The sequence below is a fragment of the Parabacteroides sp. merdae-related_45_40 genome (genome assembly GCF_001915675.1).
Genome location: NZ_MNQY01000047.1, coordinates 158325 through 175960, shown reverse-complemented (window position 1 = coordinate 175960; position 17636 = coordinate 158325). Strand labels below are relative to the sequence as shown.

At 40.2% G+C, this 17636-nt stretch carries 10 protein-coding genes; 9 read left to right on the top strand and 1 reads right to left on the bottom strand.

Going from position 1 to position 17636, the window contains the following annotated elements; translation table 11 throughout:
* Positions 1–216 precede the first annotated feature (216 nt).
* From BHV83_RS07360 to BHV83_RS07320, 9 genes are all read left to right on the top strand, one after another.
* Positions 217–1062 (top strand): FecR family protein, encoded by an 846-nt coding sequence (locus tag BHV83_RS07360; RefSeq protein ID WP_005868648.1) that lies wholly within the window; start codon positions 217–219, stop codon positions 1060–1062.
* 250 nt (positions 1063–1312) lie between these two features.
* Positions 1313–4618, top strand: coding sequence for a TonB-dependent receptor (locus BHV83_RS07355; RefSeq protein WP_122380442.1), 3306 nt, complete (start codon positions 1313–1315; stop codon positions 4616–4618).
* An 18-nt stretch (positions 4619–4636) separates the two neighbouring features.
* On the top strand, positions 4637–6124 hold the full coding sequence (locus BHV83_RS07350; protein WP_286757149.1) for a RagB/SusD family nutrient uptake outer membrane protein: 1488 nt from the start codon (positions 4637–4639) through the stop codon (positions 6122–6124).
* Positions 6125–6172: 48 nt separating this feature from the next.
* A complete protein-coding gene (locus BHV83_RS07345) occupies positions 6173–7720 on the top strand; it encodes a sulfatase family protein (RefSeq protein WP_005868645.1) in 1548 nt (515 codons plus the stop codon).
* Between the two features lie 159 nt (positions 7721–7879).
* Complete coding sequence (locus BHV83_RS07340; RefSeq protein ID WP_233570175.1) at positions 7880–9352, top strand: sulfatase family protein; 1473 nt, start codon at positions 7880–7882, stop codon at positions 9350–9352.
* A gap of 47 nt (positions 9353–9399) precedes the next feature.
* On the top strand, positions 9400–10995 hold the full coding sequence (locus tag BHV83_RS07335) for a sulfatase family protein (RefSeq protein WP_122380440.1): 1596 nt from the start codon (positions 9400–9402) through the stop codon (positions 10993–10995).
* Between the two features lie 80 nt (positions 10996–11075).
* On the top strand, positions 11076–12026 hold the full coding sequence (locus tag BHV83_RS07330) for a glycerophosphodiester phosphodiesterase family protein (RefSeq protein WP_005868641.1): 951 nt from the start codon (positions 11076–11078) through the stop codon (positions 12024–12026).
* A gap of 18 nt (positions 12027–12044) precedes the next feature.
* The gene (locus BHV83_RS07325) at positions 12045–13547 is read left to right on the top strand and encodes a glutamine synthetase family protein (RefSeq protein ID WP_044546068.1); all 1503 of its coding nucleotides are present in this window, start codon (positions 12045–12047) and stop codon (positions 13545–13547) included.
* Positions 13548–14051: 504 nt separating this feature from the next.
* The gene (locus BHV83_RS07320; RefSeq protein ID WP_057326899.1) at positions 14052–15344 is read left to right on the top strand and encodes an MATE family efflux transporter; all 1293 of its coding nucleotides are present in this window, start codon (positions 14052–14054) and stop codon (positions 15342–15344) included.
* Positions 15345–15542: 198 nt separating this feature from the next.
* Here BHV83_RS07320 and BHV83_RS07315 read toward each other — a convergent pair whose 3' ends face one another.
* Positions 15543–17630 carry a cation:proton antiporter gene (locus BHV83_RS07315; protein ID WP_057326910.1) on the bottom strand — a complete coding sequence of 696 codons (2088 nt, stop codon included), beginning with the start codon at positions 17628–17630 and terminating at the stop codon, positions 15543–15545.
* Positions 17631–17636: the final 6 nt, after the last annotated feature.

The following is a 17636-nucleotide window of genomic DNA, read 5'->3' as shown; positions in this document are numbered from 1 at the left end:
CTCCATGCTGTAACTTTTACGTTCTCTTGCTTTGTTTGACATCTTACACACGTTCTTTTAATTGTTAATTGCGTGTGAAGTAAATCTGTATCATGTCACGACAATTATTTGGATGTTTTATGCATCTAGGACATATTTCAAACATTTTAAAAAAAACGTCTTTCTCTTTAAACGAATTTCATCGATCCTTACTCCTCATTATAAGAAAGACGAAATATGGAGACAAGAAAAGAGATCATAAAGCAAATGGGTGACGCAATGAGGGAAGATATCTTCCTAGAGGTCAACAACCGTATCGAACGCAGCTTGCGCAGAAGGTTTTGGTTGAGAATATCTGCGGTCGCCGCCTCCGTCACGCTTTTGTTCAGCATCTCCAATTATATCTCTTTCCACGAAGGCTACAAGAAACTGAACAGCCAAATGGTAGAGATGGTGAATCCGATGGGAATGCGATCCTCCGTAGTCCTGTCTGACGGCACGAAAGTGATCCTCAACGCCGGTACGACATTGAGTTATCCGACAGCTTTCGTCTCCGGGCAGAGGGAGGTAAAGGTGAACGGTGAGGCATTCTTCGAGGTATCGCACGACAAGGAGCATCCCTTTATCGTTAGCGCTGAAAATGTTAAGGTGAAAGTATTAGGAACGAAGTTTAATGTGAAGGCCTATGATGACGATGATAATATAGAGGTGACTTTAGCGGAAGGGAAAGTCGGTGTCGGACTTGACACTAAAAATCTCATCCAGATAATGCCGGGACAGCAAATAAAATATATGAAAGCCTCACATCGCTTTATCAAGAGAGAAGTGAGATTACAAAGTTATACTTCGTGGATTTGTGGTAAATTCTATTTCACCAACTATCCACTAGAGAAAATCGCTAAGCAACTGGAAAGGAGTTTCAACGTAAGGATACAGATCCTCGGGAATGATTTGAGGAACGCAGCTTTTACCGGTGATTTCGTACGGGGAGAGAACATAGACCAAATCCTCCGGGTCATGACCGCTAATCGACTTATAAAGTATGAGATAGAAGGGGATCAAATCACGATCTCGAAAAAGTAAATCAAATGAGTTATAAACGTTAAATCGATATGCCTATGAAATAGAAAAAAGAGGGAATAGAGAAAAACAAAACGGAAAATGCTACCAACATCTTCCGTTTCTAAAGACTCAAGTCTTAATTATCGCAACACAATTAAAAACTTTAAATCATTGCAAAAGTATGAAATTTATTTCACACACAAGGCATTATATGCCTAATGTTAACCTAAAAAAAACATATAACATCATGAGACTATCTGTTGTACTATGTATGCTCAGCTTATTTTGCGCATCCGCGAAAACGGGTTACTCTCAAGTAGCGGAAATATCATTGAATCTGCACAATGTTACTATCTCGGAGGCGCTTGAAGAGATCAAGCACCAAAGTGAATACTCTTTTTGGTATAAGAATGATGAGATTAATCTTAATGAGAAGATCTCTGTGAAGGCTAATAAGCAAAGTATCAACCAAGTATTGCATGGCATTCTTGGTAAACAAGGTTTGTCTTATACAATCGATGATAAACATATCATAATCTACAAGAAAAATGAACAGCCTCGGATGGTCCAACAAGATGGTAAAATTACAGGTATCATTACCGATCAAGCGAATGTACCCATCATTGGTGCAAATGTTATCGTAAAAGGTTCCTCTATAGGTAGCATATCCGATATGAATGGGCATTTCAGTTTAGATGCGTCGGAAAAGGATATACTTCTGATATCTTATATCGGTTACATGACTAAAGAAGTAAAAATAGGCAAGCAACGTTCCCTTAAAATCCAACTGACTGAGGATACCCAAAATATTGATGAGGTTGTTGTCATTGGCTATGGTTCTGTGAAGAAGAGTGATTTAACGGGTGCTGTATCTTCTGTTAAAACAGCTGAATTACAGCAAACGCCCATGACTTCTATCGATCAAGGTTTAGTCGGTCGAGCCTCTGGTGTGCAAGTAATCCAAACCTCTGGTATGCCGGGAGCCGTAGCCTCTATTCGGGTACGTGGCAGTAGTTCTTTGCAAGGTGGAAACGAGCCTCTATATGTTATCGATGGTTTCCCTGTTTATAGTGGTAGTGGTTTCGGTAATACGGGTGGTAAGACACAGATGAGTGGTTTGTCTACAGTGAATCCATCAGATATTGAGTCTATAGAGATCTTGAAAGATGCCGCCGCCACGGCGATCTATGGAGCACGTGCGGCGAATGGTGTCGTATTGATCACAACAAAAAGCGGTAAAAAGGGACGGGATATTATCTCTTTTGAGGCAAGTTTTGGAATATCAAACGTATCCAAAAAGATAGATGTCATGAATGCGCAAGATTATGCGAAATTAGTGAATGAGGCTTATGCAAATGATGGATTGAAACCCTATTATGATGCTACGGCTTTATCTGAGATCGCAAAGATCGGTAATGGGACGGATTGGCAAGACGAGATCTTTCGTGGAGGAAGTACGCAAACATATCAATTAAGTTTTTCGGGTGGTGACGAGAAGACACAATATGCGATATCAGGCAATTACTCAGATCAGAAGGGAATTGTTATCAACTCTGATTTCAAGCGTTACTCCATACGCTTGAATTTGGATCGTAAAATATTCAAGAATTTTAGTGTGGGAACACACATGACCGCCAGCCATACGATTAGTAATTCCGTAGCAACTGATACTGGAGGAGAAGACGGAACTATTTCTGGTGCATTAAGAATGAATCCTATACAGCCTGTATATGAAGATGAGTTGACAGGTGCATACACTCAAATTAATGTTCCTGGAATATTAGTTCCAAATCCGGTAGCGACAGCAAAAGAACGGAAATTTAATAATGCGACTTCACGTTTGCTTGGAGATATTTATGCACAATGGGAGATCATTCCGGATTTAAAACTGAAAGTATCATTGGGAGCGGATGTGATGTATCATAAGACAAACAGATATACCCCGTCCAATATTTATCAGTCTGGAGGAGTTGCCTCGGCTTATGTAGGTGTAAATAAAAGTATAAATTGGCTGAACGAAAATACACTGACTTGGAATAAAACATTTGCAGAGGAGCACGACTTAAGCTTGTTGGGTGGTTTTACGATGCAAAAAAATAATGCGGAATATGTAATGGGATCCTCCTCAAATTTCGTGAATGATGTAATGCTTTATAATAATCTGGGAGCTGGTTCTGTTTATAACAAACCGGAATCCAACGCTACTCAATGGAGTTTGATGTCGTATTTAGCTCGTATTAATTATACGCTGAAACATAAGTATCTATTTTCCGTGAATGCCCGTGTTGACGGCTCTTCTCGTTTTGGGACAAACAACAAATATGGTTTCTTCCCTTCCGCTTCTGCTGGGTGGCGAATATCGGAAGAGGCTTTTATGGAGCCTGTAAAAGAAGTCATTTCGAATTTAAAGTTAAGAGCCAGTTATGGTTTTACAGGTAATACGGAGATCGGTGTATATGAATCATTGGCAACTTTAGGTACTAGTAATTGGATCTTAGGGAATCAACTCGTATCAGGATTTTTCCCAAACAAAATTCCTAATCCTGACTTAAAGTGGGAGCGCACCGGACAATTTGATATTGGTTTAGATTTAGGCTTGTTCAATAATAGATTACGCATCACAACAGACTATTATAAGAAGAAAACAACAGACCTGCTGTATAGTGTTGCAGTTCCTGCTACATCTGGATATCAAACCATGTTGAAGAATATAGGTAGCATAGAAAATCAAGGATATGAATTATCAATAGAAAGTGATAATTTGACAGGGGCATTCAGTTGGACAACCGCTTTTAACATCGCCTTCAATCGGAATAAAGTTCTTGAATTAGGCGGAGAAGAGTATAAGGAAATGGCAGAAGGCGATGGGCATTTAAAAACAGGCTCTGTACGTCGCTTGATTGTAGGTGAGCCCATTGGTGTTTTCTATGGATATCGTTTTGATGGTATTTTTCAAAATGAGGAAGAATGTAAGCAACAAACTTCATCTGCTTCACCTATTGGTGTTGGTTTGCGTAGATATAAGGATTTAAATGGTGATGGAAAGGTAGATGCCGCTAATGACAGGGAAATATTGGGAGACGCTAATCCTAAATTTTTCGGAGGATTAACAAATACGTTTGCTTATAAGGGCTTCGAACTTAATGTGTTCTTACAATATTCCTATGGAAATAAGATTCTTAATTATAATGCCATGGAATTGGAGAATCCAACAGGTGGGCAAAATGCTTATGCGGACATGGTAAATCGTTGGACACCGGAAAATCCGAGTAACATATACCCAAAGGCAACAACAAATAGAGCCTTATTGGTAAGTGATCGATTTATAGAAGATGGCTCTTATCTGAAATTGAAAACGTTATCACTATCTTATAGCTTTCCTAAAATAAACTTAAAGCATATCCAAGGTTTGCGTCTGTATGTGACTGGACAAAATTTATTAACATGGACAAAATATCGGGGATATGACCCTGAAGTTAGTTATAGAGGTGCCTCTACGCTTGAAGCGGGCGAAGATTTCGGTGGCTATCCACAATCTCGTACATTTATGTTTGGTATAAAACTTGATATTAAGTAATAATTAAATTGTATTATCATGAATAAATATATAATATTTGGCTGTATATCAATATTCTCATTGTTCAATGTACAGTGTTCTTTCTTAGACGAGAAACCAATAGACAGGCTGGTCGTGGATAACTTTTACACGAGTCAGAAAGATGCCCAAGCGGCAGTTGATGCAACTTATCAACAACTTAATAGTATTTATAGTAGGTGCATGTATATGTTATGCAATCTTACATGTGATGGGATGAAAAACGGTCTTGGTATGCCTAATGCCTTTCTACAGAACTTGGAATTTTTGCGTCACACCCCGGAAAACACATTTATTAGAGATATGTGGCAAAATAATTATTCGGGCATTATGAAAGCTAATGCCGCTATTAATAACATTCCATCTGTTACTATGAATCCTGATTTACAAAAAAGATTTATAGCAGAAGCAAAATTCTTACGTGCTCTTTATTATTTCAATTTAGTCCGCTTTTTTGGAGATGTTCCTTTGGTGACTCAGTTAGAGACAATAGATGATGCTATGGGGCCGAGAGTTGCGAAAGAGCAGATCTATGAACAGATTCTATCTGATTTGACAGATGCGGAAAGTGCCCTTCCTTATCCCTCAGAATATGGGACTACAGATATAGGGCGTGCGACAAAAGGTGCTGCCAAGATTTTAGCAGGAAAGGTGTATTTGACGAAAGGTGATTATTCCAAAGCAAAGGAAAAACTGGCAGAGGTTGTTGAACAAGAAGGTGCTTATGGGTATGGTTTACATGTGGAGTATGGAGATAATTGGAACTTGGATACTGAAGCTGGTAAAGAGGCTGTCTTTTATATTGAATATAAGGCGGACCCATTACCTCATAATGATGAAATGAGTTTAACGGGACCCAAATATTCTTTGCCTGAACCGATCGGAGTTAGTGGATCTAATGAGGCGGATATTCCCACTATGGAATTAAATAATACCTTTAAGGAAAATGATAAACGTAAAGCCGTGAATTTAAGAACGCATTATACGAACCCTGTAAATGGAAAGGAATTGATATCAAGTATTCCTTTGTTTGGCAAGTATTGGCAAGATGGATTAACGGCTATTAAGTTCTGTGAGATCAATATGCATATCATCCGTTATTCGGATGCCTTGCTTATGTATGCGGAAGCGTTAAATGAAATCGGAGAATCAGAGAAAGCTCATCAAGTTTTAAATCGTGTTCGAGAGCGTGCGTTTGGTGATTCTTCTGAAAATTATGAGGGTTTGTCTAAAGATGCTTTCCGGGCAGCAGTCTTACAAGAGCGTTATTTGGAATTTCCGATAGAAGGACATCGCTGGTTTGACCTCGTACGTACAGGTACATTCATAAAACGGATGAAAGAGCACAGCACATACGAAGCGAAAGTCGCTGAGAAGAATAAGACGGACATTGCTAGTAATATAAAGGATTACATGATTCTCATGCCTATTCCTCAACGGGAATTGGATTTGAATCCTGAGCTAACGCAAAATCCGGGTTGGTCATAAAATGTTAATTGGAGCTGTAAAACTTACAGCTCCTCAACTTTTATCAATATGAATACAAATATCAATAATACCTTGTTTTCATTGACTATCGTAAGTCAATGTTTGGCCTGCCAGCCTAAAAATCAGGAAGCAGACAATACTTCACAAAAAACGAAACCATTAAATGTTGTCTTTATTCTCTCGGATGACCACCGGTATGATTATATGGGGTTCATGAATACGATCCCTTGGTTGGAAACTCCTAATATGGATCGGATGGCCAAGGAAGGAGCGCATATCAAAAATGCGTTTGTTACGACCTCTCTTTCTTCTCCCAGCCGTGCTTCCATCTTGACCGGCATGTATTCACATAGCCATAAGGTGGTTGATAATGCCGCTCCTCTTCCTGATGGATTGATCTTTTTTCCACAATATTTGCAGGAGTGTGGATATAAAACTGCTTTCTTTGGAAAATGGCACATGGGAAATGACTCAGGGGCTCCTCAACCAGGCTTTGATCATTGGGAAGGTTTCAAGGGGCAGGGGGAATATTATAACCCTCGTATAAATACAAATGGGGAATGGATACAATATAAAGACAGTACCTATGTTACGGATCTCTTGACCGACCATGCGATCCAATTCATGAAAGAACAAAAACAAGCGGATAAACCGTTCTTTGTCTATTTGTCTCATAAGGGTGTGCACGACAATTTTTCAGCCGCAAAGCGCCATAAGGATTGTTATAAAAATAAGGAATTGGTATTACCTCCGAACTTCAATACGCCTCATTATGGCATTAAAGAGTTGCCGACTATTGATAAGAAAACAGGAAAGGCTGCGTTTGGAAAAGAGTATTATGGAGAAAAAATGGCTCCGGATTGGGTGAAAAGTCAAAGAGAAAGTTGGCATGGGGTGGACTATTCCTACCATGGCCGTCCTTGGGATGTTCAAGTTCGTAAATATTGTGAGACCTTGCGTTCTGTAGATGAAAGTATCGGTTCTGTCTTGGATTATCTGAAAGAAGCAGGGTTAGATGATAACACGTTGGTTATTTACATGGGTGATAATGGCTTTGCGTGGGGAGAACATGGATTGATCGACAAAAGACAGTTCTACGAGGAATCTGTGCGAGTTCCTATGTTGGTTCGTTGCCCTAGTATGTTTGAGGGAGGTAAGGTAATAGAGAATATGGTACAAAATGTAGATGTCGCTCCTACAATTATGGCTTGTGCGGGTTTAGAAAAGGCTGAGCAGATGGTGGGATATTCTTTCTTGCCTTTGCTCAAGGGAGAAAAGGTGGATTGGAGAGATCATATCTTCTACGAGTATTATTGGGAATATGAATTTCCGCAGACACCAACGATGCATGGTATCCGCACCGATCGTTATAAGTATATCCGTTATCATGGGGTTTGGGATACGAATGAGTTCTATGATTTGCAAAATGATCCGTATGAAACTACGAACCTGATTGCGGAACCTGAATATAAAGAGACAATCAAACAATTGAATGCTCAGATTTATGACTGGCTGGAGTCTACGGATGGAATGAATATCCCTTTGAAACGAACCGTGAGACCTCACACGGATCATCGGAATCAAGGGCATTACTGATTCGCAAGAAGTATGATTTATGAAGGATTATAATATATCCTTTTTTATTAATAGCTTTATAAAAGTTTGGTATAATAAATTAATACAAATACGATGAAATGCAAATACATTTTATTATCAAGCATTTTCCTATATGACTTTAGTGCTGTTCAAACAGCCATGGCACAGAATGATAGGACACCGAATATCATTTATATCATGTCTGACGATCATGCTTCGCAGGCGGTAAGTGCTTATGGTGGAATTTTATCAACGGTCTTACCGACCCCCAATATTGATCGAATAGCGCATGAGGGCGCAATATTGAGGAATTGTTTTGTGACGAACTCAATCAGTACCCCGAGCCGTGGAGCGATTATCACAGGACAATATAGCCAAAAGAATGGTGTATATACTTTGCAAGATCCATTAGATCCGGATCTTCCGAATGTAGCGAAATGCTTGCAGCAAGCAGGATATCAAACCGCTATATTCGGTAAATGGCATTTGCATGCGGAACCTACAGGTTTTGATTATTACAATATCTTGCCTGGACAGGGCCGTTATAATGACCCGATGCTTATAGAAAAAGGTACATGGGGGAATGATCCGCATGCGAATCCCCGAACGGGTAAAGTGTATAAAGGGCATTCTACCGACGTGATAGGAAGTGAGGCTATCAAATATATGGAAAATCGAGATAAGAGCAAGCCTTTCTTTATGATGTGCCATTTCAAGGCTCCTCACAGACCGTGGACACCCGCCGAGCGTTTCAAGGATTTATTGAAAGATGTAACGATCCCGGAGCCGGAGAACTTATTGGACACATATGAGGGCAAGGGAGAGTATGCGGAGTTGCTACGGATGAGCATGGAGCATTTGAGGCAGACGGATGTGAAAACGGATATACCTACGGATATGAGCCGTGATGAGTTGCGCCATTGGGCTTATCAATTGTATATTAAAGATTATTTGCGCTGTATCGCTGGTATTGATGAAAACGTAGGGCGTATCTTGAACTATTTGGATGAGCAAGGATTGGCGGAAAACACGGTTGTCATCTATACCGGAGACCAAGGATTTTTTTTGGGGGAACATGGTTGGTTTGATAAACGATTGATGTATGAGGAATGCTTGCGTATGCCGTTTGTTATCCGTTATCCGAAAGAAATCAAACCCGGCACGGATAATAAGGATATAACATTGAATATCGATTTCGCTCCTCTATTTTTGGATTATGCCGGAATGGACAAGCCTAGCCAAATGCAGGGAGAAAGTTTCCGCTCGAATTTGAGAAATGAGACCCCAGCTAATTGGAGACAGGCTATGTATTACCGCTATTGGATGAATGCGGATAACGACCATAACGTGACAGCCAACTATGGTATCCGTACGGATCGCTATAAATTGATATTCTATTATGGAGAGTCGTTGGGAATGACCGGGACCAAGAATGAGTCCAGAACTCCCGAATGGGAATTGTATGACTTGAAAGAGGATCCAATGGAAATGAAGAACCTGTATCACGACCCATCGAAAAAGGCGTTGATTAAAGAGTTGAAGACAAAACTGTTGGAATTGAAACAACAATATGACGATGAGGATAGTAAATATCCGACTATGGCTGAGATAGCCCGGAAGTATTATTGGTGATAATTTCTGTTTTTTGTACGTTTGTGTAATTTTAAAATTTTGAATACATGAAGAATGCGATTAACTATGGGGTCTTCTTGGCTCCGGCCTTCTTATTCTCCGCATGCGGAACCGGGCAAAAAGAAGTGGCAGAGAAGCCGCTTAATATCATCCATATCATGACGGATGATCATTCGTATCAAACTATTAGCGCTTATGGACATGCGCTAGGTAAATTGGCACCAACACCAAATTTAGATCGTTTGGCTGCGGAAGGTATGTTATTCAGGCAAGCCTTTGTAGAGAATTCTCTGTCTACTCCTAGCCGTGCTTGTTTGATGACCGGTCTTTATAGCCATCAAAACGGACAAAGACAATTAGGAAAAGGTATTGATACGACAAAAGTATTCTTCTCTGAAATCTTACAACAGCACGGTTATCAAACAGGTGTTGTCGGTAAATGGCATATGCAATGTGAGCCGAAAGGTTTTGATTATTATCATGTGTTATGGGATCAGGGAGATTATTATAATCCAGAGTTTAAAAGCAATGAATCGAATGGCAAGTATGTAAAAGAAGAGGGATATGCGACGACCCTTACGACCGATCACGCTATCGAGTTTTTGGAAGAGAGGGATAAGGATAAGCCTTTCTGCCTGCTGGTTCATCATAAGGCTCCACATCGTAACTGGATGCCGGATACGAAATATATGGATTTATATGAGGATGTAGAGTTCCCATATCCAGATACTTTCAATGATAATTATGCTACTCGTTGCGATGCCGCACGTACACAAGAGATGAGTATAGACAAAAATATGACTTTGGTTTATGATTTGAAGGTAGATGAGCTTAAAGATAAGGAGGCTTATAAAAAGGAATGGAATATTGGTGGTTGGGAGGCCTCTTTGGATCGTATGACCCCGGAACAACGGGAGGCTTGGATCGCTTCTTATAAGCCTCGTAACGAAAAATTCATTAACGAGAACCTGAAAGGTGAGGATTTGGTTAAATGGAAATATCAACGTTATATCAAGGATTACGTACGTTGCATCAAATCGATTGACGATGAGGTAGGGCGTTTGATCGCCTATCTGGAAAAAGAAGGGCTTATGGATAATACCGTGATCGTTTATACCTCGGATCAAGGTTTTTACATGGGTGAACATGGCTGGTTCGACAAACGTTTCATGTATGAAGAATCTTTCCGTACGCCGTTGATTATCCGTTATCCTGCTAAAATCAAGGCGGGAAGTGAATGTACGGCCTTAGTACAGAACATTGACTATGCCCCGACTTATCTGGATATAGCCGGTATCGAGAAACCTGATTATATGGTAGGAACTTCTTTAGTCCCCTTGTTTGGAGGCGAGACACCAAGAGATTGGCGTGAGTATCTATATTATCATTATTATGATTATCCAGCTATCCATATGGTACGTCGCCACGATGGCGTACGTGACAGTCGTTATAAATTGATCCATTTCTATGGAGAGAAGAATGAGCATAATGACGCGATTAATTGCAATGAGCTTTACGATTTGCAAAGTGATCCGAATGAGCTGAATAATTTATACGATAATCCGGAATATGCTGATATCCAAACTCGCCTGCAAGCACGTTTGGATAAGTTCCGTGTAGACCAGAAAGTTGACGAATATTAAGGTGCTAACTCTGTAAAATCATTTATTTTGTGTAAGTTTGGCGGATAGAAAGAATCATTCACCTAAAATACGATCGTGAAATGAAAATCAATTTATCCGCCAGATTTTTAATGCTGGCCCTGCTTTGTGGTTCTTGCGTATTGAACACGCCAAAGGAGGAGCTTGAATACAACGGAATGAATACGCTACAGATATCAAATGTAGATGATTTGATATCTTTCTACCAATATGCCGATGACCGAATTCCTTTAATTAGTGGACACCGAGGTGGACGGGGAAAAGGCTATCCTGAGAACAGTATGGAAACCTTTGAAAATACCCTCTCTTATACTCCTGCCACGTTCGAGATAGATCCGAGGTTAACCAAAGATAGTGTTATCGTCCTTTTCCACGATGATACACTGGAGCGTACCAGTAATGGGACTGGGAAAGTTTCTGATTATACTTGGGAAGAATTGCAAAATTTCCGTTTGAAGGATCCCGAAGGAAATATCACAAACTATCGTATCCCGACTTTAGAGGAAGCGATTCGTTGGGCCCGTGGAAAAACAATCCTAATCCTTGATAAGAAGGATGTTCCGATGGAGCGCACTGCTCAGTTGATTACCGATATGCAAGCGGAACCTTATGTAATGATTACGGTTCATGATGGTGCCTCGGCTCGTTTCTTTTACGAGAAAAATCCGAATTTCATGTTTGAGGCTTTCGTGAAAACGAAAGAGGCGGTTCAAGACTATGAGGATAACGGTATACCTTGGAATCATATCATGGCTTACGTAGGTCCGAAGATTACCCCCGAAGTCCGTGAGGTGATCGATATGTTACATGAAAGAGGTGTCATGTGCATGATATCTACCGCTCCCTCCGACGATAAACTATCCACACCCGAAAGTCGTGCTGAAGCATACCGTATGATCATCCGTCAAGGTGTGGACATCATAGAGTCTGACCGACCTATAGAGGTTGCTGAAGCGATCTCTAGCTTGATTCCGGTTAGCAGTTCCAAAGGAAAGTTTTTCTCTACACTATAAACATAATCAATATAAGACATGAACAAAGAACTAGAAATGACTCCCAACGTATTAGTGGAGTTTTTACAAAAGCCAGCGTCCGAGTTTACGAAAGAGGACATTATCCGTTATATCTATGAGAAAGATATCCAGATGGTTAATTTTATGTATCCTGCAGGCGACGGACGTTTGAAAACACTAAACTTTGTAATCAACAATGCGGCCTATCTGGATGCGATCTTGACTTGCGGTGAGCGTGTGGATGGCTCTAGTCTTTTCTCGTTTATCGAGGCGGGAAGTAGTGACCTGTATGTGGTGCCCCGTTTCCGTACGGCTTTCGAGGATCCGTTTGCGGAATTACCTACGCTTACCATGCTTTGCTCATTCTTCAATAAGGATGGAGAACCCTTAGAAAGTTCCCCGGAATATACCTTGCATAAAGCTTGTAAGGCTTTTCATGAGGTGACGGGAATGGAATTTGAGGCAATGGGTGAATTAGAATATTACGTAATCGCACCGGATGAAGGCGTTTTCCCTGCTACCGACCAAAAAGGTTATCATGAATCCGCTCCTTACGCTAAGTTCAATGAGTTCCGGACGGAGTGCATGCACTGCATAGCGCAAGCCGGGGGACAAATTAAATATGGTCATTCAGAAGTTGGTAACTTTACGTTAAATGGTTTGATCTATGAGCAAAATGAGATCGAGTTCTTACCATGTCCTGCGGAAAATGCAGCGGATCAATTGATGATCGCTAAATGGGCGATCCGCAATCTAGCGCATGAATATGGATATAACATCACTTTCGCTCCGAAAATTACGGTGGGAAAAGCAGGTTCCGGTCTGCATGTCCATATGCGTATCATGAAAGATGGCAAGAATCAGATGTTAGCGAATGGTATCTTATCCGAAACCGCCCGTAAGGCTATCGCTGGAATGATGTGCTTAGCTTCCTCTATTACGGCTTTTGGAAATACGAACCCAACCTCATATTTCCGCTTGGTTCCACACCAAGAAGCACCTACGAATATTTGTTGGGGAGATCGGAATCGTTCAGTTTTAGTTCGTGTTCCGCTAGGTTGGGCCGCAAAAACGGACATGTGTGCTTTGGCGAACCCATTGGAACCTGCCAGCCATTATGATACGAGCCAAAAGCAAACGGTCGAGATGCGCTCACCGGATGGCTCCGCTGATTTATACCAATTATTGGCAGGATTGGCAGTTGCGTGCCGCCATGGTTTTGAGATCGACGATGCTTTGGAGATCGCTGAGAAGACTTATGTAAACGTGAATATTCATAAGGAAGAGAATCAAGATCGCCTAAAGACATTGGATCAACTCCCAGACAGTTGCGCAGCCTCAGCCGCCCGTTTAAGACAACAGCGTGCTGTTTTTGAAAAATATAACGTATTTAGTCCGAGTATGATAGACGGCATCATCCGTAAACTGGAATCTTATGATGACGCTTCTTTACGCAAGGACCTAGAGAATAATCCGGAAGAGATGTTGAAGCTGGTCAATACTTATTTCCATTGTGGCTGAAAATCTTTTTTATGGTTTCACAAGAGGGTGTGTCATGACACACCCTTTTTATGCCCTGCTTTCATTTCTTGAACTTTCCATTGCGTTTTTTTGAATATCCGAGCACAAGAGAGGCCATAAATTAAAACGAAAATATTCTAGAGAAGAAAAAAAAGATATAATAGTAAAAAAAACATGATAAAAAATTGTTATTTACAAATAAAGGCTTACCTTTGCCAACATCAAAACAAAATGATGTTATAAATTCATTTTGAAGTTATATGTTTTTCGAGTTTAACCTTGACTGTGAGCACAAAAGATTATCGCGAAGATCTTTTGAACGGTTGGATAGAGACGTCTATTTAGCCGTTTTTTCTTTTAGCCCTATCCAATAAAGCTATTCAGCTATTTGACAAATACAGCTTTATTTGTCACGGAGATTTTATATCCTTTTATTTTATGGATTACGAAATAACATACTGCATAAAAGCGGTATGTTGTATCGCACTATTATACAGTTGAGCAATGAATTATACATATAAACAAATATGGCTCATCAACTTTCCTGTAATAATGAGCATCTTAATGGAACAATTAATCAATATTACGGATGCTGTTTTCTTAGGCCACGTTGGAGAGATAGAATTAGGAGCGTCCGCTATCGCCGGAATTTATTATTTGGCGATTTATATGCTTGGTTTTGGATTTAGCATTGGATTGCAAGTAATGGTAGCTCGAAGGAATGGAGAGCAAGATTACAAGGAAACCGGCAAGACCTTTTTTCAAGGCTTATTTTTCCTTTTGGGATTGGCTATCTTTCTTTACCTTCTCATTCATACGGTTTCCCCATTTATATTAAAGAAGCTGATCGTTTCCTCGGATATTTATCGAGCGGTAATCCTATACTTGGATTGGCGTAGCTTTGGATTGTTGTTTTCATTCCCATTTTTGGCGATACGTTCTTTTTTAGTGGGGATAACGCATACAAAAGCTCTATCTTGGGCTGCTGCCATAGCGGTATTAATCAATATTCCTTTAAATTTTTATTTGATATTCACTAGGGAATTAGGAATCTCGGGGGCGGCAATTGCCTCTTCTTTGGCAGAGATGGGTTCCTTTATGATGCTTTCCTTCTATATGTGGATACGATTGGATAAAGAAAAATATGGGTTGAGGCCGGTCTATAATGGTAATTTACTTATAAAAGTCTTGAAGTTATCAACATGGAGTATGCTTCATGCGTTTATTAGTGTAGCCCCTTGGTTCTTGTTTTTCGTTTCAATTGAACATTTGGGAAAAATAGAGTTAGCGATTTCCAATATAACCCGGAGCGTATCGGCTATATTTTTTGTGATAGCGAATTCTTTTGCGCTTACAACAGGCTCATTAGTCAGTAATGCGATTGGTGCGGGAGAAGGGAAGACACTATTTTCAATCTGTAGTAAAATTCTGAAATTAGGTTATGCCATAGGATTTCCCTTGGTTGCGATTGCTTTATTGTGTAATCGATGGATTATTGGTTTTTATACGAGTAATGAACTATTGATACAATTAGCTTTTGCCCCTTTTGTTGTAATGTTGTTGAATTACACTTTCGCTTTACCGGGTTATGTATATTTGAATGCTGTCGGAGGAACAGGAAAGACACAAATGACTTTCCTTTTTCAAGTTACGACAACAGCCACATATTTGGTTTATCTTTATTGGTTATGTCGTTACACGCAAGCTCCTCTCGCAATCTATTTAACAGCGGAATACGTCTTTGTAATTCTGTTGACTACACAATCTATTTTTTATTTGAAAAAGAAACATTACTAAAAAACGAAGAAAGATGATGACTAAAATATATCCACGTACGGGAGATAAACAAACCGTATATCTAAATACCATTATACAAGATCCTCAAATAGTGGGATTGGCCTATAGACAAGATTCGCCAGTGTTTACCATACATTATGAATGGTGCTTTAGATGAGTTATTATCTATTGAGGATGACTGACATATTTCTCTTTTCGCTATTTTAGGAACTGGTAAGAAGTGAAAAACTTATTATGACGTTCTCCCAACTCATTTACCATTTGCTCGGCTTCTTCTTGGGAAATCAAACCCTGTTCCTTGAATTGTTCTATCCTCTTTTTTTCGTTGCTCAATAACATACGGACAGACTTGCGAGTCACAGCCTCTTTATATGATTTAGGATAATCAATGGATATTTTTGTGATAAAATTCGATGCTCTAGTTATATTTTTACGGATCTCGACTTGTAAAAGCGATAAGCAACTTTCATATTCGGTAGAGACTGTTTCCGAGGAGCCAAACTCGTTAACCAGTTTCAAGGACTCTTTCTGGGCTATGATCAATCCCCTTGCCAAATCGTACCCTAAAATAATTCTGTCTTGATAGTAAATATCTGCCCATTTTTGGAAAAAACGAGAGAAAAACTTCATACTGATTATCCATGAAGGTTCCTCACAGAATTCAAAAATATCGCCTCGGTCGCATAGAGGTTTCTTTCCGTCTCGATCGTATTGTTCATCAATTGCGGCATTTAAACGTCTTTGCGTCCCGGATGAAATGACACCGTTTGTGTATAGGCTCCAATAGAGCGAGCGCTCTCTATCCAAGATTCGTAGGCGTATGTCTGCCATTACGTCTTTGGTACGGACAGGCATTTCCGGATATATTTCTTTTTGAGGTAGAAACTGTTCGACAATACTCCAGTCTGTTGCTTCCAACGCTTCCTTCTGTTTCAAATCTTTTAGGTATTTTTCAGAACCTTCGTACAACTGTTCTTTTACGCTATAATCCAAAAGAAGCTTGGAGGACGGTATCTCTGCCAATCCCAATTTTTTTAGAAGCCAACCGATTGTAGTCGCATTTATTGTCAATGTTAAAGTTACAATCCCAGCCGTAAGGAAAAGTACTTGCCGACGTATTGGTTCTGGTATCGAAAAGGTATACGATACCATCAGTGCCATCGTTAGTCCCAATGCACCACGTAATCCTCCCCAACTCAAGATCGTGGACTCTCGCACCGACAAGCCATATCCGGACCGTTTCATGATCGGATAAAATATGGTTATTATTAATATACGAATGATATTTATCCCGGCATATACACAGATAAGAATCAATAAATCCATCCATGAGAAGTCTACCTTCAATGCTATTACGATACCGACAATTATGAATATCAATGTATTTGCTATGTGTGCTGCCAATTCCCAAAATTGACGCATGAATTTATTGACCTGCGGTTTCAGCCTCGGACGGCCCATGTAAGAGACTGTTAAACCGAAACCGACCAAAGCGATTACTCCCGATACTTCCAAATAATTTTGCGCTATGACAAAAGTCATATAAGCGGAAAGAATCATCACGCTGTTTTGAAGCATCTCGTCTCCATTTACTTTTGTGATAAATTGAATACACAAATAAGCCAAAAGCGTACCAAGCAGGGCTCCTCCGGCAACGACCATGATAAAGTCCGCTACGGGAGAATCCGAAACACCAGTAGCGGTATAGGCTCCGAAAAACAGCATGAAAAGGACAATACCGGTTCCATCGTTCAGCATCGACTCGGCATCCACTAGCGTCGAGAAACGTTTACTGGTGCCTAGCTCTTTCAACAATGCGACAACGGCCACTGGGTCTGTCGCACTTATCAAGGCTCCGAACATCAATGCAAAGGTCCAGTTCCACCCTTCATAAGAAGGGGCGAACGTTCCGATCCCTATCATCAAGGCAGCCGTCAGCAACATCGCAATAATGACACCCGGTACGGACAATATAGTGGCATTTGTCAATGTTTTTCGAAAGATATGCACGTCCAGTTCATAAGCAGCGTCGAATATCAAGATCGGAAGAAAAATATAAAGTATCATATCGGGATTAGCATTTCCGGCAAGATCGATCGATGATTTTAATATAGGAATGCTTTCCAACCAGCCTATCCGGTCAAACGTACCGATCAATAATCCAAAGGCAAATAGCCCGACCGTGTAAGGAAGAGGCATCTTTTTTAATCCGAATTTTAAAATCGCACCTCCCATCAACCCTATCAATACAAAAAATAATGGGGCCAGTAAATTATTCGTTTCCATATTGAT

Excerpts from the sequence above, each read along its gene's own strand:
- BHV83_RS07360 (WP_005868648.1), top strand. The coding sequence starts at position 217 with ATGGAGACAAGAAAAGAGATCATAAAGCAAATGGGTGACGCAATGAGG.
- BHV83_RS07355 (WP_122380442.1), top strand. The coding sequence starts at position 1,313 with ATGCTCAGCTTATTTTGCGCATCCGCGAAAACGGGTTACTCTCAAGTA.
- BHV83_RS07350 (WP_286757149.1), top strand. The coding sequence starts at position 4,637 with ATGAATAAATATATAATATTTGGCTGTATATCAATATTCTCATTGTTC.
- BHV83_RS07345 (WP_005868645.1), top strand. The coding sequence starts at position 6,173 with ATGAATACAAATATCAATAATACCTTGTTTTCATTGACTATCGTAAGT.
- BHV83_RS07340 (WP_233570175.1), top strand. The coding sequence starts at position 7,880 with ATGGCACAGAATGATAGGACACCGAATATCATTTATATCATGTCTGAC.
- BHV83_RS07335 (WP_122380440.1), top strand. The coding sequence starts at position 9,400 with ATGAAGAATGCGATTAACTATGGGGTCTTCTTGGCTCCGGCCTTCTTA.
- BHV83_RS07330 (WP_005868641.1), top strand. The coding sequence starts at position 11,076 with ATGAAAATCAATTTATCCGCCAGATTTTTAATGCTGGCCCTGCTTTGT.
- BHV83_RS07325 (WP_044546068.1), top strand. The coding sequence starts at position 12,045 with ATGAACAAAGAACTAGAAATGACTCCCAACGTATTAGTGGAGTTTTTA.
- BHV83_RS07320 (WP_057326899.1), top strand. The coding sequence starts at position 14,052 with ATGAATTATACATATAAACAAATATGGCTCATCAACTTTCCTGTAATA.
- BHV83_RS07315 (WP_057326910.1), bottom strand. The coding sequence starts at position 17,630 with ATGGAAACGAATAATTTACTGGCCCCATTATTTTTTGTATTGATAGGG.